The 25,510-nt window shown below is 71.4% G+C and carries 19 protein-coding genes and 1 pseudogene; 9 read left to right on the top strand and 11 right to left on the bottom strand.

All coding sequences use genetic code 11. From position 1 onward, the window contains the following. Positions 1-13: 13 nt before the first annotated feature. Positions 14-361, bottom strand: coding sequence for a MerR family transcriptional regulator (locus EV186_RS10390; RefSeq protein ID WP_133849030.1), 348 nt, complete (start codon positions 359-361; stop codon positions 14-16). Positions 362-444: 83 nt separating this feature from the next. On the opposite strand from EV186_RS10390, the gene EV186_RS10385 reads away from it, so the two are divergent. From EV186_RS10385 to rph, 4 genes are all read left to right on the top strand, one after another. Then, positions 445-1,053, top strand: a complete 609-nt coding sequence (locus EV186_RS10385) for a TetR/AcrR family transcriptional regulator (RefSeq protein ID WP_133849029.1) — start codon at positions 445-447, stop codon at positions 1,051-1,053. A 14-nt stretch (positions 1,054-1,067) separates the two neighbouring features. After that, positions 1,068-1,697: a VC0807 family protein gene (locus EV186_RS10380; protein WP_133849028.1), complete on the top strand. Its 630-nt coding sequence runs from the start codon at positions 1,068-1,070 to the stop codon at positions 1,695-1,697. Further along, positions 1,681-3,054 carry an FAD-dependent monooxygenase gene (locus tag EV186_RS10375; protein ID WP_133849027.1) on the top strand — a complete coding sequence of 458 codons (1,374 nt, stop codon included), beginning with the start codon at positions 1,681-1,683 and terminating at the stop codon, positions 3,052-3,054. Before EV186_RS10380 ends, EV186_RS10375 begins: the two co-directional genes overlap by 17 nt. Before the next feature lie 136 nt (positions 3,055-3,190). Then, a complete protein-coding gene (gene rph / locus EV186_RS10370) occupies positions 3,191-5,788 on the top strand; it encodes a rifamycin-inactivating phosphotransferase (RefSeq protein WP_133849026.1) in 2,598 nt (865 codons plus the stop codon). Between the two features lie 5 nt (positions 5,789-5,793). On the opposite strand, the gene EV186_RS10365 is transcribed toward rph, so the two are convergent. After that, positions 5,794-6,954 (bottom strand): amidohydrolase, encoded by a 1,161-nt coding sequence (locus EV186_RS10365; RefSeq protein ID WP_133849025.1) that lies wholly within the window; start codon positions 6,952-6,954, stop codon positions 5,794-5,796. A 108-nt stretch (positions 6,955-7,062) separates the two neighbouring features. On the opposite strand from EV186_RS10365, the gene EV186_RS10360 reads away from it, so the two are divergent. Continuing rightward, positions 7,063-8,529, top strand: a complete 1,467-nt coding sequence (locus tag EV186_RS10360; protein ID WP_133849024.1) for an aminotransferase class I/II-fold pyridoxal phosphate-dependent enzyme — start codon at positions 7,063-7,065, stop codon at positions 8,527-8,529. A 12-nt stretch (positions 8,530-8,541) separates the two neighbouring features. On the opposite strand, the gene EV186_RS10355 is transcribed toward EV186_RS10360, so the two are convergent. After that, positions 8,542-9,141, bottom strand: a complete 600-nt coding sequence (locus tag EV186_RS10355; RefSeq protein ID WP_133849023.1) for a TetR/AcrR family transcriptional regulator — start codon at positions 9,139-9,141, stop codon at positions 8,542-8,544. 88 nt (positions 9,142-9,229) lie between these two features. On the opposite strand from EV186_RS10355, the gene EV186_RS10350 reads away from it, so the two are divergent. Then, positions 9,230-10,963 (top strand): ABC transporter ATP-binding protein, encoded by a 1,734-nt coding sequence (locus EV186_RS10350; RefSeq protein WP_133850170.1) that lies wholly within the window; start codon positions 9,230-9,232, stop codon positions 10,961-10,963. Beyond that, on the top strand, positions 10,960-12,822 hold the full coding sequence (locus tag EV186_RS10345) for an ABC transporter ATP-binding protein (protein WP_133849022.1): 1,863 nt from the start codon (positions 10,960-10,962) through the stop codon (positions 12,820-12,822). Before EV186_RS10350 ends, EV186_RS10345 begins: the two co-directional genes overlap by 4 nt. Before the next feature lie 10 nt (positions 12,823-12,832). On the opposite strand, the gene EV186_RS10340 is transcribed toward EV186_RS10345, so the two are convergent. The 4 genes and pseudogenes from EV186_RS10340 to EV186_RS10325 all read right to left on the bottom strand — a co-directional run bounded on the left by EV186_RS10340 (position 12,833) and on the right by EV186_RS10325 (position 17,006). Continuing rightward, positions 12,833-13,699, bottom strand: a complete 867-nt coding sequence (locus tag EV186_RS10340) for an LLM class flavin-dependent oxidoreductase (RefSeq protein ID WP_133849021.1) — start codon at positions 13,697-13,699, stop codon at positions 12,833-12,835. 250 nt (positions 13,700-13,949) lie between these two features. After that, a pseudogene (locus EV186_RS39870) lies at positions 13,950-14,116 on the bottom strand (MerR family DNA-binding transcriptional regulator); the annotation flags it as partial. A 58-nt stretch (positions 14,117-14,174) separates the two neighbouring features. Then, on the bottom strand, positions 14,175-16,001 hold the full coding sequence (locus tag EV186_RS10330; RefSeq protein ID WP_133849020.1) for a GAF domain-containing SpoIIE family protein phosphatase: 1,827 nt from the start codon (positions 15,999-16,001) through the stop codon (positions 14,175-14,177). 87 nt (positions 16,002-16,088) lie between these two features. Next, positions 16,089-17,006: a DMT family transporter gene (locus EV186_RS10325; RefSeq protein WP_166659103.1), complete on the bottom strand. Its 918-nt coding sequence runs from the start codon at positions 17,004-17,006 to the stop codon at positions 16,089-16,091. Between the two features lie 393 nt (positions 17,007-17,399). On the opposite strand from EV186_RS10325, the gene EV186_RS10320 reads away from it, so the two are divergent. After that, the gene (locus EV186_RS10320; RefSeq protein WP_133849018.1) at positions 17,400-17,711 is read left to right on the top strand and encodes a hypothetical protein; all 312 of its coding nucleotides are present in this window, start codon (positions 17,400-17,402) and stop codon (positions 17,709-17,711) included. Here the strand turns inward: EV186_RS10320 and EV186_RS10315 are convergent. Further along, positions 17,683-18,630: an RNA polymerase subunit sigma-70 gene (locus EV186_RS10315; protein ID WP_133849017.1), complete on the bottom strand. Its 948-nt coding sequence runs from the start codon at positions 18,628-18,630 to the stop codon at positions 17,683-17,685. The genes EV186_RS10320 and EV186_RS10315 overlap by 29 nt on opposite strands. Before the next feature lie 77 nt (positions 18,631-18,707). Here EV186_RS10315 and EV186_RS10310 point away from each other — a divergent pair, with 77 nt between their 5' ends. Continuing rightward, on the top strand, positions 18,708-19,883 hold the full coding sequence (locus EV186_RS10310) for a CaiB/BaiF CoA transferase family protein (RefSeq protein WP_133849016.1): 1,176 nt from the start codon (positions 18,708-18,710) through the stop codon (positions 19,881-19,883). Here the strand turns inward: EV186_RS10310 and EV186_RS10305 are convergent. Genes EV186_RS10305 through EV186_RS10295 form a run of 3 tightly spaced genes read right to left on the bottom strand, consistent with a single transcriptional unit; the run spans position 19,866 to position 25,310 of the window. Continuing rightward, entirely contained in the window at positions 19,866-21,566 is a 1,701-nt protein-coding gene (locus tag EV186_RS10305; protein ID WP_133849015.1) for a CopD family protein, read from the bottom strand. The two genes, EV186_RS10310 and EV186_RS10305, sit on opposite strands and share 18 nt — an antisense overlap. Further along, entirely contained in the window at positions 21,553-21,972 is a 420-nt protein-coding gene (locus tag EV186_RS10300; protein WP_133849014.1) for a hypothetical protein, read from the bottom strand. The genes EV186_RS10305 and EV186_RS10300 overlap by 14 nt, the downstream gene beginning before the upstream one ends. After that, on the bottom strand, positions 21,969-25,310 hold the full coding sequence (locus EV186_RS10295) for a fibronectin type III domain-containing protein (protein ID WP_133849013.1): 3,342 nt from the start codon (positions 25,308-25,310) through the stop codon (positions 21,969-21,971). The genes EV186_RS10300 and EV186_RS10295 overlap by 4 nt, the downstream gene beginning before the upstream one ends. Positions 25,311-25,510: the final 200 nt, after the last annotated feature.

Here is a 25,510-nt window from a genome sequence, read left to right as displayed (position 1 = left end):
AAGGTCAAGCAGGTCACGGTCCGGGATGGCCGGCCGACCGCAGGTAGGCGTCCAGCGCCGCGCGCTGCCCGTCGAGGACGGCGATGCGTGCGGCGAGCCGGTCGCGGTGCTCGCGCACCTCCCGGAGGAACTCGTCGAGCTCGGGCTTGCCGCCGGAGCCGGGCAGCGCTTGCCTGATCAGACGCACGGGCAGCCCGGATTCCAGCAGTGCCCGGATGAGCCGCACCCGGTCCACAGTGGACTGGCAGTAGTCCCGGAACCCGTTGGCGCACCGGCCGGGGACGATCAGGCCCTCGTCCTCGTAGTGCCGCAACGACCGTGCGCTCACCCCGCCCGCCCGGGCCGCTTCGCTGATCCTCACCCCGGCCCCAACGCCGAGCCGCCCGTCGATCTTCCGCCGGCCCTCGGTTGGCGCTTCTTACTCAGCCATGGTAAAAATTACTCATGCGAGTAAAAACGTTCGCCGAGCAGGGGAGACGCGCGCAGATCGTCGCCTCGGCCATCGAGACGATCGCCGAGGTCGGCTACGGGCAGGCTTCGTTCGCGCGGATCGCCGAGCGCGCCGGCCTGTCCAGCACGCGGCTGATCTCGTACCACTTCGACGGCAAGGCCGAGTTGATCGAGCAGGTCGTCGCCGAGGTGTACACGGCGGCCGGTGCTTTCATGGCGCCGCTGGTGGCGGCGGCCAAGACGCCCACCGAGACCCTGGCCGCCTACCTGCGCAGCAACGTCGAGTTCATGCGCACGCACCCGCATCACGTGGTGGCGATCAGCGAGATCCTGCACAACCACCGCGGCGCCGACGGCCACCTGCGCTACTTCGGCGAAACCGGTGGCGAGGACGCCGTCCTGGAGCCCGTGCACGCGGTGCTGCGCGCCGGGCAGGAATCCGGCGAGTTCCGCGAGTTCTCCGTGCCGCACCTGGCGTGGGTGCTGCGCGCCGCCATCGACGACATCGGTTTCCGGTTCGCCGCCGACCCCGGGCTCGATCTCGGCCGCTGCGCCGACGAGCTCGTCGACCTCTTCACCGCCGCGACCCGGAGGACCCCGTGAGCACGGAGCCGCTCGTGACCACCAACCGGAACTGGACCCGCGCGCTGCCGATCAGCACGCTCGTGATCGACGTCGTCGGGCCGCTCGTGGTCTTCTACGGCCTGCGTGCCGCGGGCGCGGGCATGGTGCTGCCCGCCCTGCTCGCCGCCGTCCTGCCGGCGCTGCGCATCCTTTACCTGCTGGTCCGCGGCAAACGCGTGGACCGCCTGGCGATCTTCGGCCTCACCGTGATCGCGCTGACCCTGCTCACCGCGTACGTCGTGGGCGATGCCCGGCTGCTGCTGGCCAAGGACGCGTGGGACGCGGCGCTGATCGGCGTGTTCCTGATCGGCTCGGTGTTCGCCGGCCGGCCGGCGATGCTGACCCTGGGCAAGGCCATCGCGCAGATGAAGGTCGGCGACGCGGGCGCACAGGCGTGGCGGGACCGCTGGGAGCACGACGCCCGGTTCCGCTACGCCATGCGCGTGCACACGATGGTGTTCGGGGTCGCCCTCGCGCTGGACGCCGTGGTGCGTGTGGTGCTCGTGTACGCGGTGCCGTTCGACTGGATCACCCCGGTGCAGAACGGCCAGTGGATCGTGCTGCTGGCGCTGTTGATCTCCTTCCACCTGTATTGGACGAAGCGCCATGACCTTCGAGCCTGACGTCCTGATCGCCGGCGCCGGGCCCACCGGGCTGATGCTGGCGCACGAACTGCAACTGTCCGGTGTGGACACCGTGGTCGTCGAGCGCCTGGCCGAGCGGCCCGGCTGGTCCAAGGCGCTGAACCTGCAGCCGCGCACGGCGGAGCTGCTCGAGCTGCGGGGCCTGCTCGACCGCATGCGCGACGACGTCGTCACCACCTTGCCCGCCGGGCATTTCGCGGGCATGGAGCTGGACTACCGCGAGCTGGACACCACCCAGCCGTGGCAGCTGGGCATCCCGCAGGCCCGGGTGGAGGCGCACCTCGAGGCGGCGCTGGCGTCACCGGTGTGGCGCGAACGGACGGTCGAGGGGTTCGTCCAGGACGACACCGGGGTGACCGTCACCGTGGACGGTTCGCCCGTCCGGGCCCGGTACCTGGTCGGGTGCGACGGCGGGCGCAGCACGGTGCGCAAGCGTGCGGGCGTGCCCTTTCCCGGACGGGACGGGCGGGTCAGCGGTGTGGTCGCCGACGTGGTGCTCGCCGACGGGCCGACCGGCGACTGGACGTTGCCCGCGCTCGGTACCGGACCGATGACCGTGCTGCCGTTGGGCGACGGCGCGCACCGGGTGCTGATCGCGGGCGCCGAGCAGCAGGTGCCCCGCGACACGCCGATCACCGACGACGAGGTGCGCCGCGGGCTGGGCGAGGCGCACGAACTGGTGTCGGTTCGCTGGGCGTCCCGGTTCACCGACGCGACGCGGCTCGTCGAGCGCTACCGCGAGGGCCGCGTGCTGTTCGCCGGCGACGCGGCGCACATCCACCTGCCCGCGGGCGGGCAAGGGCTGAACCTCGGCCTGCAGGAAGCCGTGAACCTCGGCTGGAAGCTGGCGGCCACGGTGCGGGGCTGGGCACCGGACGGGTTGCTGGACACCTACAACGCCGAGCGCCACCCGGTCGCCGCGCGCGTCCTCGCGGCCGCGCAAGCGCAAGGCGTCCTGATGGTGCCGGACCCGGACGTCGTGGCCCTGCGCGGTGTGGTCGAGGAGCTGATCCGAGCCGCGGGACCGGCGATGGCCGAACGCGTGGCGGGTCTCGACGTCCGCTACCCGATCGGTGGTTCGCACCCGCTGACCGGCAGGAGACTGCCGCCGGTGGACCGGATCAGCGTCACCGGCCCGGGCCTGGGGGCCGGGCGAGGTGTCCTGATCGGGCCGTCGCCGGTGCCGCGGGGGTGGGAGGACCGGGTGGACCACGCCAAGACCAACGCCGCACTGCCCGCTGTGCTCGTGCGTCCCGACGCGCACATCGCGTGGGTCGAGGGGGACGGGCCGCTGACGGAGGCGTTGGCCAGGTGGTTCGGCGGCCCGGTGACCTGATCGGACCGTCCACTGGGGACGGCAGGAAATCGCGTCTTCCTGCCACTTCCAACGTATAGCGCACCCCGGGTCTTGCGGCAAGACCCGGGGTGTGCCGCAGAATCGCGGGCTGGACCAGATGGGGGATGGTGAACTGATGGGCAGCTACGTGCTCGATCTGCGGGAGATCGACCAGACGCAGGTCGCGATCGTCGGAGGCAAAGGCGCGCACCTGGGCGAGCTCGCGCGGATCGACGGTGTCCGCGTGCCGGCCGGTTTCTGCGTGACGACGGACGCGTTCCGGCGGATCGTGGCCGACACGTCGTCGATCGGCGACCGGCTGGATCGGCTGGCCGGCCTGGATCCGGGCGACCGGGACGCGATCCGCACGCTCAGCGCGGAAGTCCGGCAGGCCGTCGAAGGGATCACCATCCCGGACGACCTGGCGGCGGAGATCACCGGCGCGCTCGACCGGCTCGGTGCGGGGATTCCCTGTGCTGTCCGGTCGAGTGCGACGGCGGAGGACCTGCCGGGGACCTCGTTCGCCGGCCAGCAGGACACGTACCTGAACGTCGTCGGGCCGGCGGCGGTCCTCGAGCACATCGGCCGCTGCTGGGCGTCGTTGTTCACCGAACGAGCCGTGACCTACCGGCTGCGCAACGGTTTCGACCACCGCAAGGTGCACATGGCCGTGGTCGTGCAGCGGATGGTGTTCCCGCGGGCGTCCGGGGTCCTCTTCACGGCCGACCCCGTCACGTCCAACCGGAAGACCACCTGTGTGGAGGCCACTTTCGGGCTCGGCGAGGCCCTGGTCTCCGGCTTGGTCAACGCCGACGTCTACCAGGTGCGCGATGAGGGCATCGTCGCCAGGACGATCGCCACCAAGCAGCTGGCCACCCGCGCCCTACCGGGCGGCGGAACCGAAGAACAGCCGGTCGAGGTGGCGCGGCAGGACGAGCCGGCGCTGACCGACGCGCAGGTGGTGGCGCTCGCCCGGCTGGGCCGGCGGATCGAAGCCCACTTCGGCCGCCCCCAGGACATCGAGTGGTGCCTGGCCGAGGACGGCTTCCAGGTCGTGCAGAGCCGGCCGATCACCACGCTGTTCCCGGTCCCGGAGACCGAGGACGGAGCCAACCACGTCTACGTCTCGGTCGGGCACCAGCAGATGATGACCGACGCCATGACGCCCCTGGGGCTTTCCGTGTGGCAGCTGACCACCCCGCGCCCCATGGCCGAGGCCGGCGGGCGCCTGTTCGTCGACGTCACCCGGCACCTGGCGGCGCCGACGAGCCGAGCCGGCCTGCTGGAGGTCTCGGGCAAGTCCGATCCGCTGATGAGGGACGCGCTGCAGACCGTCCTCGACCGAGACGGCTTCATCCCCTCGGTGCCCGACGACGGTTCCGGCGAGCGGGTCGCCGGGGCCACGCCGGCCACGATCGAAACGGATCCGGACGTCGTCACCGAGCTCATCGAACGCAGCGAAGCGTCCATTGCCGCGCTCGAACGGGACATCCGGTCGAAGTCGGGGCCGGAGCTGCTGGAGTTCATCCTGGCGGACTTCCAGGAATTGCGGCGGATCCTGTTCGACCCGCGCAGCCACCAGGTGATCGCGGCGGGCATGCAGGCGGCGTGGTGGCTCAACGAGCACCTGCGGTACTGGCTGGGGGAGAAGGACGCCGCCGACACACTCACCTTGTCCGTGCCCCACAACGTGACGGCCGAGATGGGGCTGGCCCTGCTCGACGTCGCCGACGTGATCCGCCCGCACCCGGGAGTCGTCGAGTTCCTGCGCGATGTCGACGACGACGGCTTCCTGGACAAGCTGCCCGAGTTCGAGGGCGGCACGGAGGCCCGCGACGCCATCGTCGCCTACCTGGACAAGTACGGGATGCGCTGCGTCGGGGAGATCGACATCACCCGGCTGCGGTGGCGCGAGCGACCCACCACGCTGCTGCCGATGCTGTTGTCCAACATCAGGAACTTCGAGCCGGGCGCCGGTGCGCGCCGCTTCGAGCAAGGGCGGCAGCAGGCGTGGGCGAAGGAGCAGGAAGTGTTGGCACGTCTGCGAAAGCGACCGGACGGCGAGCAGGAGGCCGAGCAAGTCAAGCGGATGATCGATCGCGTCCGGACGTTCGCCGGGTACCGGGAGTACCCGAAATACGGCATGATCAGCCGCTATTTCGTGTACAAGCAGGCCTTGCTGGCCGAGGCCGGGCGCCTGGTGCGGGCCGGTGTCCTCGGCGACGAGGAAGACATCTTCTTCCTGAGGTTCGAGGAACTGCGCGAAGTGGTGCGTACCAACCAGGTCGACGGCGAGCTCATCGAACGGCGCCGGGAAGAGTTCCGCTCGTACCAGGCCCTCACCCCGCCCCGCGTGCTCACCTCGGACGGCGAGGCCATCGCCGGGGCGTACCACCGCGACGACCTGCCGCCCGGTGCGCTGGTCGGCCTGCCGGTGTCCGCGGGTGTCGTCGAGGGCCGGGCCCGGGTCGTCCTGGACATGGCCGACGCCGACCTCGAGCCGGGAGACATCCTCGTCACGGCCCACACCGACCCCAGTTGGTCACCCCTGTTCGTCGCGATCGCCGGGCTGGTGACGGAGGTCGGCGGCATGATGACCCACGGTGCGGTGATCGCGCGCGAGTACGGCCTGCCCGCCGTCGTCGGGGTGGACCACGCCACGCGGGTGATCGAGGATGGCCAACGCATCCGCGTGCACGGCACCGACGGCTACGTCGAAATCCTTGCCCCGTAAGCAATTCAGCCGTGTGCGGCCCACGCGGCCTTGACCACCTCGGGCTCGGTGAGGAGGTCGACCGCTGTGTGGGCCAGGGCTTGGGCCGCCGCGAGGGCGACCGACCGGCCGGTGGGACTGGCGGCCGCGGCGGCGAATTCCGGGGTGTGGTCGGACTTGTCGGGTCCGGTGATCGCGACGAAGGGGTGGATGGCCGGCACGGCGGCGCTGACGTTGCCGATGTCGGAGGAACCCAGGTACACCCCCGGTTCCGGCTCGGTCATGACGATGCCGTGCGGCTCGATGTGCCGGGTGAACAACGCGTCGAGCACCTCGTTGCGGTGGAAGTGCGCGTAAGGGGCGCGGACCAGGCGCACGTCCGCCCGGGTGTCGGTGGCTCGCGCGGTGTGGTGCGCCAGGTCGGTCACCTGCGCGATGAGGTCGTGCAGGGCCGAGGTGGTGAGGCTGCGCAGGCCGAAGCGGCCTTCGGCCAGGTCCGGGACGATGTTGGTGGCCGTGCCGCCGCGGGTGATGATGCCCTGGACGTGACCGCCGGCCGGCAGGCGTTGCCGCAGCACGGAAATGCTGTTGAACACCTGGATGAGCGCGGCGAGCGCGTCCCGGCCCTCGGTCGGGTTGCCCGTCGGGTGCGCGGCCCGGCCGTGCACCGTGACCTCGAGTTCGGCTTGGGCGGTGAGCGGCGCCCACGACCAGTTCTGGGTACCGGGGTGGAACATCAGTGCCGCGTCCACGCCGGCGAACAGCCCGGCGTCCAGCTCGGTGATCTTGCCGCCGCCGCCCTCCTCCGCCGGCGAGCCGATCACCAGCACCGAACCGGTGACCTCGCCGAGCACCGGTCGCACGCCCAGCGCGGCCCCGAGACCGGCCGCCGCGATGAGGTTGTGCCCGCAGGCGTGACCGAGGCCGGGCAGCGCGTCGTATTCGAGCAGCAGTGCCACGCGGGGCGAGCCGGACCCGGCTTCGCCCGTGAAGGCGGTCGGCAGGCCCGCGACCCCGCGGCGCACCTCGAAGCCGTCGGCAGCGAGGGCATCGGTCAGCAGAGCCGCGGCGCGGTGTTCGGCGAAGGCGGTCTCGGGCGCGGCGTGCAACGCCGTCGCCACGTCCCACAGCTGCTCGGTACGAGCGGCGATCGCGGCGGTCACGGCGGCATGGATCTCGCTGGTCACGGAGAACGTGTACCGCGCCCGGACCGGCCCCAAACAGGCACGATGGTTGCCGGGCTTCGGTTGCGGGCACTCCTCGGGCGCACAGTGGACCCGCGCAGGAGGTAGACAGTGGACCAGACCCGGGCACCGGTGGTGGAGGCGATCAAGGCGTTCCACGAGAACGCCCACCTGGGCTTCCTGCCGCCGGGGCACAAGCAGGGTCGTGGCGTCGACAAGCGCGTGCTGGACGCCTTGGGCGCCGACGTGTTCGCCTCGGACATCATCATGATGGGCGGCCTGGACGACCGGGTGATGAGCGGACAGGTGCTCAGCGAGGCCGAGCAGTTGATGGCCGAGGCGGTCGACGCCGACAACGCGTCGTTCTCCACCTGCGGCAGCTCGTTGTCGGTGAAGAGCTCGATGCTCGCCGTGGCCGGACCGGGGGAGAAGCTGCTGGTCTCTCGCAACGCGCACAAGTCGGTCGTCGCCGGGCTGATCCTCAGCGGGGTGGAACCGGTCTGGGTGCACCCGCGCTGGGACGCCGAGCAGCACTTCGCCTACCCGCCGGAGCCCGACGCGGTCGCCGCGGCCTTCGAACGTGAGCCGGACGTCAAGGGCATGCTGTTGATCACCCCGACCGACTACGGCACGTGCGCCGACATCAAGGCCACCGCCCAGCTCTGCCACGACCGCGGCATCCCGCTCATCGTCGACGAGGCCTGGGGCGCGCACCTGCCGTTCCACCCGGACCTGCCGGCCTGGGCCATGGACGCCGGCGCGGACCTCTGCGTGACCAGCGTGCACAAGATGGGCGCCGGGCTCGAGCAAGGTTCGGTCTACCACCACCAGGGCGATCTCGTGTCCATGGACGTGCTGTCCGCCCGTGCCGACCTGCTGGACACCACCAGCCCGAACGCCATGATCTACGCCGGGCTCGACGGCTGGCGCAGGCAGATGGTCGAACACGGCCACGAACTGCTCGAGCGGGCCATGCGCCTGGCCCAGCACGTGCGTGACGAGATCAACGCGATGCCCGGGCTGCACGCGCTGACCCGCGACGACCTTGTGGGCCCGGAGCGGGCGTTCGACGCCGATCCCCTCAAAGTCGTGATAGACGTCAGCGGCCTGGGCCGCTCCGGCTACGACGCGAACAAGTGGCTGCGGGAGCACCACCGCATCGACGTCGGGCTGTCGGACCACCGCCGGATGGCCGCGCAGATCACGGTGGCCGACGACGAGGAGACCACCGACCGGCTCCTGCAGGCCCTGCGCGAACTGGTCGACCACACGGACGACCTGCCCGAACCGAAGCCGATCGCCCTGCCCGCGCCCGGCGAGCTCGAACTCGAACAGGTCATGTTGCCCAGGGACGCGTTCTTCGGGCCCGCCGAACAGGTCCCGGCGGCCGAGGCGATCGGGCGCATCTGCGCCGAGACCATCAGCCCGTACCCGCCCGGCGTCCCCGCCCTGCTGCCCGGCGAGATGATCACCAAGCCGGTCGTGGACTACCTGCGCACCGGCGTGGCCGCGGGCATGCTCATCCCCGACTCCTTCGACAAGAAGGTCGAGACGATCCGGGTCGTGGCGAAGTCGTGACGCCCGGCCGGTTCAGGCTCTGACCGCGCGCTGAGCCAGGCCGCGCAGCAGCGGCAGGTACACGTCGTCGACCAGCTCGGCGATCATGTCGCTGGTCAGGACGCCGTTGCACAGCATGGATTCGTTGCGGATCAGGTCCAGCGGCAGCCGAGCGACGCGTGGGGGGACCTCGAACGGGGGCAGCTCGCCCCGCTCGATCGCGCGGCCGACGATGGTGGGGATCGCGGGCATCGCGGTGCGCAGCCGCTCGCGCAGGAGCTCGGCCACCTCCGGGTCGCGGAAGACGTCGCTCATCACGCCCGCGATCACCTCGCTCATCACCGCGTCGTGGCGGATGGTGATCCGGGTGAACAGCGCGACCAAATCCGTTCGCAGCATGCCGGAGTCGGGTATAGGTTGCGGCTGCGGTGCCTGGCGTGCCCACGCGGCGAGCACGAGTTCCGCGCGCCCGGCCCACCGGCGGTAGATCACCGGCTTGCTCGTCCCGGCGCGCGCGGCCACGCCCTCGATCGTGAGCGCGGTGTAGCCCACGTCGTGCAGTTCCGCCCAGGCGGCGTCGAGGATCGCGTGCTCGAGCTCCTCGCCGCGGCGGCGGGTCTTGATCTCGGTCACGAGGCCTCTCAAGATACGTTGCGTTTCTTATATAGTACGAGTACGTTGGTCGCGTTGGATACGGCTCGTTTCTACCATGGGGGATCACTTGCTGAGCCGATTGCTTCGCACCCACCTGCGTCCTTACCGGCGTGAGCTGACGGCGGTCCTCGTGCTGCAGCTCATCGGCACGGTCGCCTCCCTGTACCTGCCCAGCCTCAACGCCGACATCATCGACTTCGGCATCGCACGGGGCGACACGGGCTACATCATGTCCACCGGCGGCTGGATGCTGACGGTGACGCTGGTCCAGGTCCTCTGCTCGGTCGGCGCCGTCTACTTCGGATCGCGCACCGCGATGGGCTTCGGGCGCGACGTCCGGGCCGCGGTGTTCCACCGGGTCGGCGGGTTCTCCGCCCGCGAGGTCAGCACGTTCGGCCCGCCGTCGCTGATCACCCGCACCACCAACGACGTGCAGCAGGTGCAGCTGCTGGTGGTCATGTTCTGCACCATGGCCGTCACGGCACCGATCATGTGCGTGGCCGGGGTGATCATGGCGTTGCGCGAGGACGTCGGCCTGTCGTGGCTGTTGCTGGTCTGCGTGCCGGTGCTGGCGGCCTGCATCGGGCTGATCGTGATCCGGATGGTGCCGCAGTTCCGCCTGATGCAGACCCGCATCGACGACGTGAACCGGGTGCTGCGCGAGCAGCTGTCGGGCATCCGCGTCGTGCGGGCCTTCGTCCGCGAGCCCGCCGAGGTGGCGCGGTTCGCCGATGCCAACACCCGGCTCACCGACACCGCACTGCGCGTCGGCCGCCTGCAGGCGCTGATCTTCCCCACGGTGATGCTGATCCTCAACGCCTCGAGCATCGCGGTGCTGTGGTTCGGTGCGCACCGGGTGGACGCCGGCGAGATGCAGATCGGCGCGCTCACCGCGTTCCTGAACTACCTGCTGCAGATCCTGATGTCGGTGATGATGGCGACCTTCATCTCGATGCTGATCCCGCGCGCAGCCGTCTGCGCCGAGCGCATCAACGAGGTGCTGGACACCGAGTCGTCGGTGACCCCACCGGCCACGCCGGTGCGCGAGCTGCCCGGGCACGCCGAACTGGAGCTGCGCGGGGTGGAGTTCCGCTACCCGGGCGCGGTCGACCCGGTGCTGCGGGACATCTCCCTGCGCGCCACCGGCGGGCAGACGACAGCGATCATCGGCAGCACCGGCGCGGGCAAGTCGACGCTGCTCTCGCTGGTGCCGCGGCTGATCGACGTCACCGGCGGGCAACTGCTCGTCGACGGCGTCGACGTGCGCGAGGTCGACCCGGACCTGCTGCGTGAGCGGATCGGCCTCGTGCCGCAACAGGCCTACCTGTTCTCCGGCACGGTCGCGAGCAACCTGCGCTACGGCAAGCCGGACGCCACCGACGACGAACTGTGGGAGGCGCTGACGGTCGCGCAGGCCAAGGAATTCGTCGAGGCCATGCCCGGTGGGCTCGACGCGCCGATCGCGCAGGGTGGCACGAACGTCTCGGGTGGACAGCGACAACGGTTGTCCATCGCGCGGGCCTTGGTCCGCCGCCCGGAGATCTACCTGTTCGACGACGCCTTCTCCGCGCTCGACCTCGCGACGGACGCGGCATTGCGGGCCGCGCTTCGCCCGCAGGTCCGCGACGCCGCGGTGGTCATCGTGGCCCAGCGCGTGTCCACCATCATCGACGCCGACCAGATCATCGTGCTGGACAACGGATCCGTCGTCGGCGCGGGCACCCACCGAGAACTGCTCGACACGTGCCCGACCTACGTCGAGATCGTCGAGTCCCAGCTGACCCCGGAGCAGGCCGCATGAGCACCCAAACGCAAGCCCGGCCGCGTCCGATGGCCGGCCGGGGCTTCCCCGGCATGAACGCGGGACCGGTCGAGAAGCCCAAGAACTTCGGGCCTTCGGCCAAGCGCCTGGCCCGGCGGCTGCACCCCGAGCGGTTCACGTTCGCGGCGGTCGTCGTCCTCGGCGTGATCAGCGTCGGCTTCTCCGTGGCCGGCCCCAAGGTCCTCGGCCACGCCACCGACATCATCTTCGACGGCGTCCTCCCGCGGTTGAAGCACATCCCGGGCGCCGGCATCGCCTTCGGCGCGCTCGCCACGACCCTGACCTGGGTGCTCGCGCTGTACGTGATCTCGTCGGTCTTCGGTTTCCTGCAGGGCCGGCTGCTCAACCGGGTGGTGCAGCGGGTGGTCTACCGGCTGCGCGAGGACGTCGAGGCGAAGCTGCACCGGCTCCCGTTGCGGTACTTCGACGGCCAGCCCCGCGGTGAGCTGCTTTCCCGCGTCACCAACGACATCGACAACATCTCGACCACGCTGCAGCAGACGCTGAGCCAGCTGCTGATCTCCGGGCTGACGGTGATCGGCGTGATCGTCATGATGTTCACGATCTCGCCGCTGCTCGCGGTCATCGCGTTGTGCGTGATCCCGTTGTCGTTCTTCATCACCGCCCAGGTCGGCAAGCGGGCGCAGAAGAAGTTCATCGCGCAGTGGCGCCAGACCGGCGCGCTCAACGCCCACATCGAGGAGTCGTTCACCGGCCACCATCTGGTGAAGGTGTTCGGCCGCGAGCGCGAGGCGGAGGAGGAGTTCCGCCGCCGCAACGACGAGCTGTTCGAGTCGGCGGCCGGGGCGCAGTTCGTCTCGGGGCTGATCATGCCGTCGATGATGTTCCTGTCGAACCTGTCCTATGTGGTCGTCGCGGTGGTCGGCGGGCTGCGGATCACCAGCGGCACCATGACGCTGGGGGAGGTGCAGGCGTTCATCCAGTACTCGCGCCAGTTCACCCAGCCGCTGACCCAGATGGCGTCGATGGCCAACCTGATGCAGTCCGGCGTCGCCTCGGCCGAGCGGGTGTTCGAGCTGCTCGACGCCGAGGAGCAGGAGCCCGACCCGGCCGACGCCACGCTGCCCGCGCAGCCCCGCGGCCGGGTGGAGTTCGAGCACGTGTCGTTCTCCTACACCCCGGAACAGCCGCTGATCGCCGACCTGTCGCTGGTGGCCGAGCCCGGCCACACGGTGGCGATCGTCGGACCGACCGGGGCGGGGAAGACCACGCTGGTCAACCTGATCATGCGGTTCTACGAGCTGGACGCGGGCCGGATCACGCTGGACGGCGTGGACATCACCGCGCTGCGCCGCGAGGACCTGCGCTCGCAGGTCGGCATGGTGCTGCAGGACGCCTGGCTCTTCGGCGGCACGATCCGGGACAACATCGCCTACGGCAAGCCGGACGCGACCTTCGAGGAGATCGAGGCGGCCGCGCGGGCGACCCACGTGGACCACTTCGTGCGTGCGCTGCCCGACGGCTACGACACGGTGATCGACGAAGAGGGCACGAACATCAGCGCCGGTCAGAAGCAGCTGCTGACCATCGCGCGGGCGTTCCTGGCCGGCCCGTCACTGCTGATCCTCGACGAGGCGACCAGCTCGGTCGACACCCGCACTGAACTGCTGGTGCAGCACGCGATGGCGGCGCTGCGCTCCTCGCGCACGAGTTTCGTGATCGCGCACCGGCTCTCCACCATCCGCGACGCGGACCTGATCCTGGTGATGGAGTCCGGGCGCATCGTGGAGCAGGGCACGCACGAGGAACTGCTCGCCACGCGTGGGGCCTACCACCGCCTCTACTCGGCCCAGTTCGCCGCGGCGGTCGAGGCGTGAGCCGCCGGGTTCACTTCCTCGCGGCGCTCGCGATCAGGTCCACCTGGCCGACGTCGGGGTTGCACGGGAACAGGATCAGCTCGTCGCAGCCGTGCTCGGCGAAGGCGCCGACCGCGTCGGCGACCTGCTGCGGCGAGGTCAGCGCACCGGCGGCGACCCGCTCGGCGTACTCGCCGGCGAAGGCGTAGTAGTCACCGAGGTAGGAGCGGGCGTGGGCCTCGGCGTCGTCGCCGAGGCTCACGTAGGTGATCGCGACCAGGCGGGGCCGGCCATCCCGGCCGGCCTCCTGCCAGGCCTGGCGCGCTTGCTCGGCGCCCTGGGCGAACGCGTCCGGACCGCCGCCACCGGCGATCCAGCCCGCGCCGTGCTCGGTCATCCGCCGGTAGGCGGCGGGGGCGGTGCCGCCGATCAGCAGCGGCGGGCCACCGGCCTGGACCGGGGTCGGGCCGACGGCGCCGGCGAACCCGCGTTCTTCCCCGGCCCACACCGCGCGCAGCTCGGCGAGCTGGGCGTCGAACTGGCGACCGCGTTCGCCGAACGGGCTCGCCGTCGCCTCGAAGTCGTCCGGTCGCGCCCCGACCGCGATCCCGAGCGTCAGCCGGCCGGCGGCGAAGTTGTCCACTGTGGCCAGTTGCTTGGCCAGCAGCGTGCCGTTGCCCCGGTACGGGCCGATCATGATCGCGGTCGTAAGGCCGATCCGCTCGGTCACCGCGGCCGCGGCGGCCAGGGTCGGGATCGTCTCGAGGTTGCCGTAGACGACGCGGTCGAGCGTGCCCAGGCTCGAGAAGCCCGCCTGCTCGGCCGTCCGGGCCCAGTCGAGGACCTGACGGGCGGTGATGCCGGGGATGGTGGACGGGAGTCCGACGCCGATGTCCATGGCCCCACCGTATGGCGAAGCCCCCGGTCACGCCAGGCAAAGATCAGCAGCCCGGCCGGGCAACGATCAACGGTGGAAGTCCAGCTGGACCTCGGTCACCCACTCGGCCTCGTCGTCGGCGACCTCGAGGTAGAGCTCGCGGGCGGAGCCGGGCTGTAGAAGGCGGTCGGCGGGCCGGTCGGGTGCGCACCGGCCGCGCTCAGCGCACCCAGCACCCGGGAGAACAGGGCCGAGGAGACCGGTCCGATGTCCTCAGGGCGACGATGCGGTTGAGCTGCCGCACCTGGTCCACCGCGTAGTAGCGGTAGCCGGTGCCCGGGTCGACGTGCTGGGGCACGAGCAGCCGATCCCGTCGTAGTGGCGCAGCATCCGCACCGAGACGCGGCCGAGCCGGGCGAAGTCTCCGATGGTCATCATGGCGCCGTCCACAGTGCACTCTGACACGGTGTGAGGGTCAACCCGCGCGACGGGGCGATCAGCCGCCGGCCACGTGGATCGAGAGGACTGCGACGTCGTCGTCGTTCGGGGTGTCGTTGGTGAGCGCGGTGATCACGGCATCGATGCTCGGCCCCGCGGCCGTGAGGGCCTTGGTGAGGTTGGCGACGCCGTCGTCGATGCCGACGTCGCGGCGTTCGACGAGGCCGTCGGTGTAGAAGAACACGGTGTCGCCGGGTCGCAGGACGGTGGCGCGATCGGTGCGGGGCTGGCTGCGCAGCCTCGGGTAACCGAAGAGCAGGTCGATGCCGTGCAGGACCGTGGTGCTGCCGTCGGCGTGCCGGACGACCGGGGGCAGGTGGCCCGCGACGGTCCACACCAGTGACCACGAGCCCGCGCTCTCGAGCGGGCGCAACTGGGCGTGGACCAAGGTGCCGCTGGCCCGGATCTTCGTTGCGGCGCAGGCATCTTCGAGGGCACGGACCATCTCCGACGGGGGCGCGTCCGGACGTTCCCACGTCGCCTGCAACGCCATGCTGCGCACCTGCGACATGAGCCCGGCCGCCTCGATGCCGTGCCCGGCGAGGTCGCCGACGGTGACCGCGACCACCGGACCGGAGTCGGTCGTGAGGTGCACGGCGTCGTACCAGTCGCCGCCGACCTCGTCGTTCACCGCGGACGGCAGGTACCGCGCGGAGATCGTCAGGCCCTCGACCGCAGGCAGGCTCGGCAGCATGGCCCGCTGCAGCTCGTAGGCGACGGTGATCCGCTGTTGCAGGAACCTGGTGCGTTCCACGGCGTGCCCGACGTAGCTGGCCAGCGTGGTGATCACCACCCGCTCGGCGACGTCGACCGTGCGTGGCTCGGTCCAGCCGAACAACAGGGTGCCGATCACGCCGGCGGCCCCGGGAATCGGCGCCGCCACGAGGGACGAGAGGCCGAGTTCGTCGTAGAGGTGGCCGCCTCCGGCCGCGGGGAAGGCAGCACGCAACGCGACCGCGTCCGGGTACACCTGCATCTCGTTGTCGCGGGCGGCGTGCGCGACAGGGGTGTTGGCCGCGAGGCTCGAGTACGCGCTGCCGCGTTCGGGGCCGACGGGCTGGCGGGGGTCGTCGATGCGGTGCAGCCGCGCGGTCACCGGACCGGTTTCCAGCAGCGACAAGCCGACGTACGCGGGCTTGATGTCGCTGGATACCAACTCCGTGACCGCTTGCCGGATCTCGTGCAGGTCGCTGGTGTGGGCCAGGGCCTGCGACGCGGCGAGCAGGAGCTGGTACCGGTCCGCGGCCGCGCGCAGCCGGGTCTCCGCCTCGACCGAGCGGTGCCGCTCGCGGTGCGCGACGTGCGAGGCGATCGACAGCCGCAACGCCATCGAACAGGTGCCGGCGATGTCCTCGAGGGCCGTCAGCTCGGTCGCCGTCCAGTCGCGCGGCGCGGCGTCGAACACGCACAGGGCCCCGATGACGTCGCCCGCCGCATCGGTCAGCGGGAGACCGGCACCGGCGACCGCGCCCACACCGGGTACCGCGAGCGTGTCCCGTGCTTTGCCACCGGTGCTCGCGTCGGCGATGACCACCGGCGCTCCGGTCGTCACCACGTCGTGGCACAACGAACCGGTCAGCGGCCCACGACGGCGTGCGGCCCACGGCTCGGGCAACCCGGCCATCCCCGGGAAGATCCGCTCCTCGCCACGCACGACGGAGACCACCACGACCGGCACCCGCAGCCTTGCCCGGACCTGCTCGGCGATGGCGTCGAACACCGGATCGGGCCGGGCCGCCAGACCGGTGTCGGCGGGCGGACGCGACCGTTCGGCAGCAGCGCTCTCGTCGCTCCCACCTCGGGCCGGTCTGCCATCGTCCGACACGGTTCCCCCGTGGATGCCAAGCGCTGGTTCCTTGTGCCAGCGCCACCGTGCCGGATACTAACCACGAAATCAGGCTTTCTAATCGACTCATTTCTCGCGCCTGTGGGCGGCCTGGTCCGCGAGCGTCGCGTCGAGGACGCAACCGGCCAGCAACAGCGCCCCCAGCACCTGGGACGCGGACAAGGTGTCGCCGAAGACCGCGATGGCCAGCAGCGTGCCGGTGAGCGGTTCGAGCAGGGCCAGGATGGACGCGGTGCTGGCCGGTGCGTCGCGCAGCCCGACGGCGAACAGCGAGTACGCCAGGGCGGTGGGCACGGTGGCGAGCAGGACCAGCAAACCCGCGCTGAGCGCCGTGACCGGGAACGTCAGGGAATGCCACGTCCCGAACGGCGCGCTCACCGCGGCGATGAGCACCCCGCCGACCAGGAAGCCGTAGCCGGTGACGGTGGGTTGCGCGACGTGGGCCAGCGGCCGGCGGCCGAGCAGGGTGAACAGGGCGAACGCCAGCCCGGCCGCGGCCGCGAACGCCGCCGCGAGCAGGTTGGCCGCCAGGGACGTTCCGGCCGAGGGCACGCCGACCAGCGCCACCAGCCCGAGAACCCCGACGACGACCCGGCGGATCACCCCGGCCGCGGGCCGGGTGCGGGCCATCGCCGCTTCGGCGACCGCCACGAACACCGGCGCCGACCCGATGGTGATCAAGGTGGCGGTGCTGACCGAGCCGACCGCGGTCGCGGCGAAGTAGAAGGTCTGGAACACGGCGGAAAGACCGGCCACGGCGAGGATCCGCAGCCAGACCACCCGGTGGCGGGGGAGTGGCGCGCGCCGCAGCGCCAACGCGAGGACCAGCAGCCCGCCACCGCACCCGAGGCGGTCGGCGGCGACGACCGCGGCGGAGAGCCCGGTGGCATCGGCCAGGGCCTGACCGGTGACACCACCGGCGCCCCAGCAGATCCCGGCGGCGGACAGGCAGACAGTGGAATGGCGCACACGAAAAGCAGGCAAGACCATGTGGATGCTCCAGCGACGAGGGAATGGGTCGCGAAGCGGGGCCGAGCCACAGAACACCGGAACGCCGCGGCGTGTGAAGGCGCGCGCTCACCGCCGGAAACAGCTCCGGCTCTGGGATGCGTCAGGCGACAACCCCGCTAGGAGCGGGGCGGCGGGGTGATGATCGGCCGTCGGTGCACGAGCGCCAAGCTATCACCGCCGCCCGGACGGCAGCGACCGTGAAACCCGGGCACCGCGAAACCCAGACAGTGGACGGATTCCGGAGCCCGGACGAGACGGTGGCGCGTTCTCGTGAAGGAAAGCGCGTGGGTGACGCCATCGATGCAATCGCGGGGCCTGAGCTGTCTACCTCCTGACACACCTCAGTAGTGGCAAGGAGAAAACGCGATGAGCGCCAAGATCATCCAATATCGGACCCGCCGGGAAGCGGCCGCCGAGAACCGCCGCCTGGTCGAGGCGGTCCTGCGGGAGGCCGCGCAGGTGGCGGACATCCAGTACGCGGCCTTCCAACAGGACGACGGGGTCACGTTCGTGCACATCGTCAGCCAGGGTTCGGCGCAGTTGACCGGACTCGCCTCGTTCGCCGAGTTCCAGCGGGACTTCGACTCCCGAGTCGAGCCGGGCAGCCGCACCACCACCACGGTGGACGTCCTCGGCCTGGCCGTGGCACCTACCCCGGCAGCCGCTCCGGGAGCCTGAACGCCGGGAACAGCGCCGGGTCGAGGAAGACCACGATCCGGGCCAGCACGCCGTCGACGCCATCCACGGCCTCCAGGACGTGGATGGCGTGGGCGGTGAACGAGCCGTCGGCGGCCTGGCTGTAGCTGCCCACCGCGGGGAAACCGTTCGCGCTGGTGGGCAGCGCCCGGCGTGGTGTGGTGAAGACGCGGCGGGTGTGGTGGTCGAGAACGGCGTCGCGGCTGTGGAACCACACCACGAACGGCGGCATCTGGTACTCGACGTCCGTGCGCAGCAACCGGGCCAAGCCCGCCGTGTCTCCGTCCTCGAAGGCCTTCAGGTAGCGGCGCAGGACCTCCTCGTCGAGCCCCGGATCCCGGGTGACCTCGTCCTCGACCGGGGTGTCGGCGGCCAGGGTGGCGCGGGCCCGCTGCAACGCGCTGCGTGCCGCGGCGGTCGTCATGCCCAGCGATTCGGCCGCCTCCTGCACGCGGAAGCTCGCCACGTCGACGAGCATGAGCACGGCCCGCTGCCGTGGTGGCAACCGCTGGAACGCGGCCACCACGGCGAGGCGGGTGCTCGCCCGCAGGGCCGCCAGCTCGGCCGGGTCCGCACCGGTGGTCGGCAGCGGTCCCAGCCACGGCACCGACTCGATCTTGGTCAGGGCCGTGACGGCGTCCGTCCCGGCGCCCAGCCCCGAAGGCAGAACCCGTCGCTGCGCGCTCTTGAGCACGTTCAGGCACGCGTTGGTGGCGATCCGGTACAGCCAGGTCCGCAGCGACGCGCGGCCGTGGAAGCCGTCGTAGGCCTGCCATGCCCGCAGCATCGTGTCCTGCACCAGGTCCTCGGCGTCCTGGCTGGAACCCAGCAGCCGGTAGCAGTGGGCGAGCAACTCCCGCCGGTACGGGTTCGCGAGTTGCCAGAAGTTCTCGTCGGGCATGGGGTCCTCTCCGCTAGGGTCCATTGTTCAGACAATCGAGCGGCCCCGGATGCGTCGCTCTGCCTACCCTTGTCGCCATGAGCGGGTTGCCGTTGGACGGGGTCACGGTCGTCTCCTGCGAGCAGGCGGTGGCCGCGCCCTTCGCCACCCGGCACCTGGCCGACCTGGGCGCACGGGTGATCAAGGTCGAACGCCCGGACGGCGGCGACTTCGCGCGCCGCTACGACGAGACGGTGCGCGGGCTGTCCAGCCACTTCGTCTGGCTCAACCGGTCCAAGGAGAGCCTGGCACTGGACCTGAAGAGCCCGGCGGCGCCGGAGGTGATGGCGCGGCTGCTCGAGCGTGCCGACGTGTTCGTGCAGAACTTCGCGCCGGGCGCGGCCGAGCGGCTCGGGCTCGGCGCGGCGCGGCTGCGGGCGCGCTACCCGCGCCTGATCACGTGCTCGATCTCCGGGTACGGCTCGGCCGGTCCGTACCGCGACGCCAAGGCGTACGACCTGCTCATCCAGGCGGAGGCGGGCCTGCTCTCGGTGACCGGGACCGAGGACGCGCCGGCCAAGAGCGGCATCCCGGCCGCGGACATCGGCGCGGGCACGTACGCGTTCTCCGGGATCCTCGCCGCGCTGTACGAACGCGAGCGGACCGGCGTGGGCACCGACATCGAGGTGAGCTTGTTCGACTCGCTGGTCGAGTGGATGGGCTACCCGCTCGCGTACACCCGCTACGGCGGCACCGCGCCCGCCCGCTCGGGCGCCGACCACGCCGCGATCGCGCCCTACGGCGTGTTCACCGCGGGCGACGGCACCGAGGTGGTCCTCGCGGTGCAGAACGATCGCGAGTGGGCGTCGTTCTGCACGAAGGTGCTCCACCGCCCGGACCTGGCCGACGACGAACGGTTCCGCGACAACACCCGGCGGATCGCGCACCGCGCGTTGCTGGAGTCGGAGATCGCGGCGGTCCTCGACGGCCTGACCGGCGCCGAATTGGAGCAGCGGCTGGACGACGGGCGGATCGCACACGCGCGCAGGCGCGAGCTCAGCGAGGTGCTCGACCACCCGCAACTGGCCGCGCGTGGCCGGTTCACGACGGTGGCGTCGCCCGCCGGTCCGCTCAGCGCCACCTTGCCCGCGATCACCATGCCCGGCCGCGCGCCGCGCATGGACCCGATCCCGAGCCTGGGCGAGCACACCGAGGCGATCCTGCGCGAGCTGGACCTCGACGGAGCCGACCCACGCTCAGCTCCGGCCCGGTGACCCGCTCAGGGCATAGGCGCTCTCGGTGACCGCCGGTGCCGACCGGCGGGCGGCCACCAGTGCCAAGGCGGCGCCGGTCGTGACGAGGAGCCAGCCCGCCAGGTGCTGGTCCGCCACCACGTCGTGGGGCCAGGGCACCGGCAGGCGGGCCAGGAAGCCTTGCCCGAGCACGTCGTCACGCAGCAAGGTGGACACACCGACGAAGGCGTAGCCGGCCGCGACCGTCAGCAGCGCCGGGCGGGTGGGCCGGGCGAACAGAGCCAGCCCCGCGACCAGTGCCCACGCCAGTGCTCCCGCACGTGCCCAGTGCTGCCCGGCGACGACGTCGAACCCGCCCAGGGTGTACCAGAGCAGCGGCGCGGCGAGCACGGCCGAAGCCGCGAACGCCGGCCGGACAACGGGGGACGGGCGGTTGTGCAGCAGCAGGGCGGGCACCGCGAGGCCGACCAGCACCTGTTGTCCGATGTGGACACTCAGGGAAACGGGCTCGAAACGCCCGATGCCCGAGCAGGTGGCCACGACCAGCAGCGCGCACCCGGCGAACCACGACCACCCGTGACCGCGCCGGACACCCCACATCGCCGCGAGGATCGCGACGACGAGGAACACGAGGTCCGGGCGCCAGTCCGTGACCAGGCGCGCGAGCGACGGCGGATCCGGCACCGGGTAGCCGACGAGCACCTCGATCGGCGACACCCGCGCGTCCGCGGCGGCCGGGGCCGGAGTGCGACCGAGGCCGACCGCGATGCCGACGGTGGCGAGCATGACCAGGACCTCGCAGCCGCCGAGGCGCAACAGCACCCCGGCGCGGCCGTCGTCGAGGGCGGGCACGGCGCGGCGCCGTTGCCAGTAGCCGAACGCGCCGAGCACCACCAGCGCGGCGGCCTTGGCGAGGACCAGCACGCCGTACCGGCTGGTGAACAGCTGGGCCGGCGACAGGCGCAGCCACGCGTTCAGCACGCCGGACGCGGCGACGACCAGCCAGCAGCCGAGCGCGAGCGCGGAGAAGCGCCGCACGGCCGTTGCGGCGTAGTCGCGACGAAGGCCCGCGATCACCAGCACGGCCACCAGGCCGCCGATCCACACCGACGCCGCGGTGATGTGGAGCATGAGGCTGTCGCCGGCCAGGTCGTGCGAGCCGCCGGCCGACGAGTGACCGGCGAGTGCGATCGGCGTGCTGCCGACGACCGCGAGGGCGAACAACGCACGCGCCGGGTAGGCGAGCTTGACGCCGAGCCACACCAGCGCGGCGGCGTGGGCCACGACCAGCCACGCCAGCGCCACCGGCAATCGGCTGACCGCCGGGAGCAGGACCGCGGGGTCGAGCGTGGTGAACAGGGTCCGGTCGAGCGCGTCGGCCGCGGTCAGCGGAACCATGGTGGCGGCCAGCACGGCCCACCAGCCCGCGCACCGCGCCCCGAGGTCCAGCGCCGGGCGACGATCACCCTCTGGCACAAGGAAAGCAGCGGCCAGCAGGGCGCCGACGGTGAGCACGGCGGCGATCTCGGCCAGGGCGCGGATCGCGGGGAGCCCCGCCCGGACGGCGAGCCCCGGGTCGGGCAGCCCGAAGGCCGGGCGCAGGACGGGAAGCGTCAAGCCGACCGCGCAGAGCACGGCCAGGCCGCCGCCGACGGCGACCAAGGGCCAGACGGGGGCGTGGAGACGGCGGTCAGTGGTGGCCATGGCCGTGCTCCGATTGCACTACCTCGAAGGAGGAGATCCGCCAGGTTCCGTCCACAGTGGTCAGATGGACGCGGTCGGTCAGGGTCAGATTGGGGCGTACCAAGGTGACCGTGACGGTCGCCGTGGTGCCGGCGGCTTGCTCGTCACCCAACTGGAAGGCGACGAGCTTGTCCGCGCGGGCCCGGTCGCACAGCTGGTCCACCGTGCCGTACGTGCCGCGGATGGGCTCGGTGAGCAGGTCGAACGCCGTCGGGCAGTCCTTGGCCAGCGCGGCCTGGAAGTAGGAGCGCACGGCGTCCGCCGGTGTGTCGCCGGGGCCCTGCAGCGCCCACACCTCCAGTCCGATCGCCGCGGCGACCACACATGCGGCGGCGATCCTCCGTGTGCGCAAGTTCAACGCGGTCATCCGTGCTTGAACACGATCGTCGTGACGATCCACGGTGTGCTTGCCGCGGTGCCGATCGTCGCGTTCGGACGGCTGCCGAGCGTCACGGGCTGGTCCTCCACGAGGAACTCCATGTCACCGGCGGGCGAGACGTTGACGCGCTGGCTGAACCCGGCACCGGCCGTGAGCGTCCGGCTGAAGCCGGAGTCGGCGTAGAAGCCAACCGCCAGCTCGCCGCCGGCGGTCGTCGCCGCGGTCTGACCGGAGCTCGCCACCGCCGTCGTGCCGGTCGCCGAGACCGACTGGTCGACCACGCCGGTGCCGGCCACGGGGGACAGCCCCGAGTACTCGACCGCGGCCACACCGACGTCGGCCGAGGACGAGACCCGCGCGGTGATCGTGGGTTTGGTGCCGCCGCCGGCCGTGATCGGGGCCGACCACACCGACAGCTCCGTGCCGTCCGGGGCGACCTTCGTGGACAGCCGGGTGTAGGTGTTGCCCGCCGAGTCGGTGACGCCGGTCGCGGTGGCGTTCTCGGTGTTCCACACGCCGACCTCGACCACCATCCGGTCACCCGCGAGCACGGTCGACGGCATGGTCACCGCCCGGGTGGCGCCGAGGCCCCGGCCGCTCGCCTGTTGCACGAACCCGGGGGCCGGGGTCGGTGATGGAGTGACCACAGTGGACGCCGCGGACGGCGGGCTGGTACCGACCGCGTTGGTGGCCGTGACCGTGAACGTGTACGGCGTGCCGTTGGTCAGGCCGGTGACCTGGGTGTTGGTCGCGCCGGCCACCGTGACCGGGCTCTGGGCGACCGAGCCGATGTAGGGCGTCACGGTGTACGACGTGATCGGGCTGCCGCCGTCACCGGGGGCCGACCAGCTCACCGTCGCCGAGGCGTTGCCCGCCACCGCCGTCACGTTCGACGGTGCGGACGGCGCGGTGAGCGAGGGCAGGATGCGCACCTGCGCCGCCACCGACGGCACGCCGTTGCCGTTGACCAGGAACAACATGTACGTCCCGGCGGGTGCGATCGTGCCGCCCGGGGGCGCCTGCACCGACAACGTGGTGCCGTTGCGGGTGAAGCTCAACGGGACGAAGTGCTGGTCCATGTCGCTCTGGTGGGTGTCCGCACCCATCGAGACCAGGTTCACCGCGGTCACCGACGCGGCGTCCGGTGTGGACACCGTCATCGTCGAGCCGTACGCGGCCGACGCGGGTGCCGACGAGATCACCGGCCGGGTGCCGTTGAACAGGTACGGCGGCGAGTAGATCTGCGCGGAGAACTGCCCGGGCCCGCTCGCGCTCACCGTGTGCCCACCACCCGCGACGAGCACGCGGCCGTCGGGCATGAGCAGCGCCGTCTGGTGGTACTGGCGCGGCACGGACATCGACGCGACCGTCGTCCACTTCTCGGTGTCCGGGTTCCAGATCTCGGCGGGCAGCACGCCGTTGTTCACCAGGGTCTGGTCACTGGTCGGGGCGCCGCCGACCGCGAGCACCTGGCCGTCGGGCAACGTGGTGAGGGTGTGGAAGTCGCGCGCGGTGTTCATGGGTGAGGTGTGCCGCCACGCCGGGGTGGCCCCGGTCAGGTCGATCACCGAGGTGCTCGCCTGCGACGGCGTGCCCGAGGAGATCGTCGCCGAGCCGCCGCTGTAGAGGACCTTGCCCGGCCGGTACATCGTGGCCGAGCCGTTGACGACACCGCTGGGCCCGACCGGCGTCCACGTCTGGTTGTCGGCGTCCAGCCAGTACGACACGTCCTCCGACGGGCCGATGGTGAACACCTTGCCGTTCGGCGCGAGCATCGCGAACGGGTACTCGTCCTCGTGCACCTGGGTGGTGCTGATTCCGTTGAGGACGGTCCAGGTGTCGTTGCCCGGGTCGTAGACCTCCGGGTGCTCGGCCCAGGTGTACGCGTCGGCGGAGTTGCCGCTGATGGTCAGGTACCGGCCGTCGGCCAGCTGGGTGAGGCTCGGGTACCAACGCGGGTAGTGCATGTCCGCGCCGCGCTTCCACGTCGAGGTCGCCGGGTCGAAGATCGCGGTGTCCTTGATGCCCAGCTCGCCGGTGGAGACCACGCCGTAGCCGCCGACCGTGAGCACCTTGCCGTCGGGGAGCAGGGCGTTGCCCGAGCAGAAGATGCTGTCCGGCGCGGTGATGCTGGTGAACGTGTTGGCCACCGGGTCCCACAGGTAGGTCGGTTCGGGCTGGTGCCAGCCGTCCCAGAGCAGGTATTTGCCGTTGGTCAGCGCGACCGCGTGCACGGCGACGAACGGCCACGTCATGGTCGCGGACCACTGGCCCTGCGGCGTGCTCGTCGGGGTGACCGGATTGGACGGTGCGGACGCCGGACCGGTGCCGATCGCGTTGGTCGCGGTGACCGTGAAGGTGTAGCCGGTCCCGTTCGTGAGGCCGCTGACTTGTGCGCTCGTCGCCGGTGGCGCGCCGCTGAGCACGGTCGGGGTCTGTGGCGTCGTGCCGATGTAGGGCGTGATCGTGTACGACGTCAGTCCGCTGCCGCCGTTGAACGGCGCGGTCCAGCTCACGGTCGCGGTGCCGTTCCCGGCCTGTGCGGTGACGTTGACCGGGGCGCCGGGTGCCGTCGGTTGGCCGCCGGCCGCGGGTCGCAGCACCACCGTCGCCATCAGCCACGGCACGCCGGAGCCGGTGCCGACCCCGGCGTTGGGCTGCTCGCCCTGGCCGACGACCTTGTCCTCGACCACGAACTCCATGTCCGAGGTGGGGGAGACGTTGCTGCGCTGAGTGAACGCGTTCGCCGCGGTCAGCGTCTTGCCGAAGCCGGAATCGACGTAGAAGCCGAGCGCCAGCTCGTTGCCCGCGGTGGTCGCGGGCGTCGGACCGGAGCTGACCACGCCGGTGCCGCTCGACGTCCCGGTGGCCTGCGCGGACTGGTCGAGCACGGTCGCGTCGGCCACTGTGGACAGGCCGCTGTACTCGACCACGGCGATACCCAGGTCGGCCTTGGCGGTCGGGGTCACGGTGATCGCGGGCTTCGTCCCGCCGCCGAGGGTGACCGGCGCGCTCCAGACGCTGAGTTCGGTGCCGTCGGAGGCGGCGAAGTGGACCAGGCGCGTGTAGGTGTTGCCCGCCGCGTCCTTGACCGTGCCGGCCGTGGCGTGCGCGGAGCTCCAGATGCCCACCTCGACGACGATGCGGTCGCCGGTGGTGACGGCGTTCGGCAGGGTGACGGCCTTGCTCGTGGCGTTGGCGCGCGCGGTGACCTGCTGCACGAAGGACGGTGGCGTGGCCGCGGCGAAGCTGGGTAGACCGAGTGCCACGAGCATCGCCGCGAGCAGGGCGACGAGACCGGCGTGCCGAGATCGGACTGACCGCATGAGCTGCTCCCGCGACGAGTGGCGTTGTCGGGTCTAGATCGACGAGCGCGACGATCTCGTTTCGCTGGGCGGCTCGAAGGTCCCGACCCGGACATGGTCGCCGATTCACGGTCCGATGTGGACGTTGGAGAAAACCTGACGGCCGTCGGGAGTGGTCGGCACGCTCCGGGTCCGAGGACAAGCAGATACGTTGTCGCCCA

Origin of the sequence: Labedaea rhizosphaerae (assembly GCF_004362825.1) — a bacterium.
GTDB classification, from domain to species: domain Bacteria; phylum Actinomycetota; class Actinomycetes; order Mycobacteriales; family Pseudonocardiaceae; genus Labedaea; species Labedaea rhizosphaerae.
Note: the sequence above shows the minus strand (reverse complement) of the source record. Positions and strands in the feature narration are given on the sequence as shown.

Coding starts and splice junctions, on each gene's coding strand:
- EV186_RS10385 (WP_133849029.1), top strand. CDS start 445: ATGCGAGTAAAAACGTTCGCCGAGCAGGGGAGACGCGCGCAGATCGTC.
- EV186_RS10375 (WP_133849027.1), top strand. CDS start 1,681: ATGACCTTCGAGCCTGACGTCCTGATCGCCGGCGCCGGGCCCACCGGG.
- rph (WP_133849026.1), top strand. CDS start 3,191: ATGGGCAGCTACGTGCTCGATCTGCGGGAGATCGACCAGACGCAGGTC.
- EV186_RS10345 (WP_133849022.1), top strand. CDS start 10,960: ATGAGCACCCAAACGCAAGCCCGGCCGCGTCCGATGGCCGGCCGGGGC.
- EV186_RS10340 (WP_133849021.1), bottom strand. CDS start 13,699: ATGGACATCGGCGTCGGACTCCCGTCCACCATCCCCGGCATCACCGCC.
- EV186_RS10320 (WP_133849018.1), top strand. CDS start 17,400: ATGAGCGCCAAGATCATCCAATATCGGACCCGCCGGGAAGCGGCCGCC.
- EV186_RS10315 (WP_133849017.1), bottom strand. CDS start 18,630: ATGCCCGACGAGAACTTCTGGCAACTCGCGAACCCGTACCGGCGGGAG.
- EV186_RS10310 (WP_133849016.1), top strand. CDS start 18,708: ATGAGCGGGTTGCCGTTGGACGGGGTCACGGTCGTCTCCTGCGAGCAG.
- EV186_RS10305 (WP_133849015.1), bottom strand. CDS start 21,566: ATGGCCACCACTGACCGCCGTCTCCACGCCCCCGTCTGGCCCTTGGTC.
- EV186_RS10300 (WP_133849014.1), bottom strand. CDS start 21,972: ATGACCGCGTTGAACTTGCGCACACGGAGGATCGCCGCCGCATGTGTG.
- EV186_RS10295 (WP_133849013.1), bottom strand. CDS start 25,310: ATGCGGTCAGTCCGATCTCGGCACGCCGGTCTCGTCGCCCTGCTCGCG.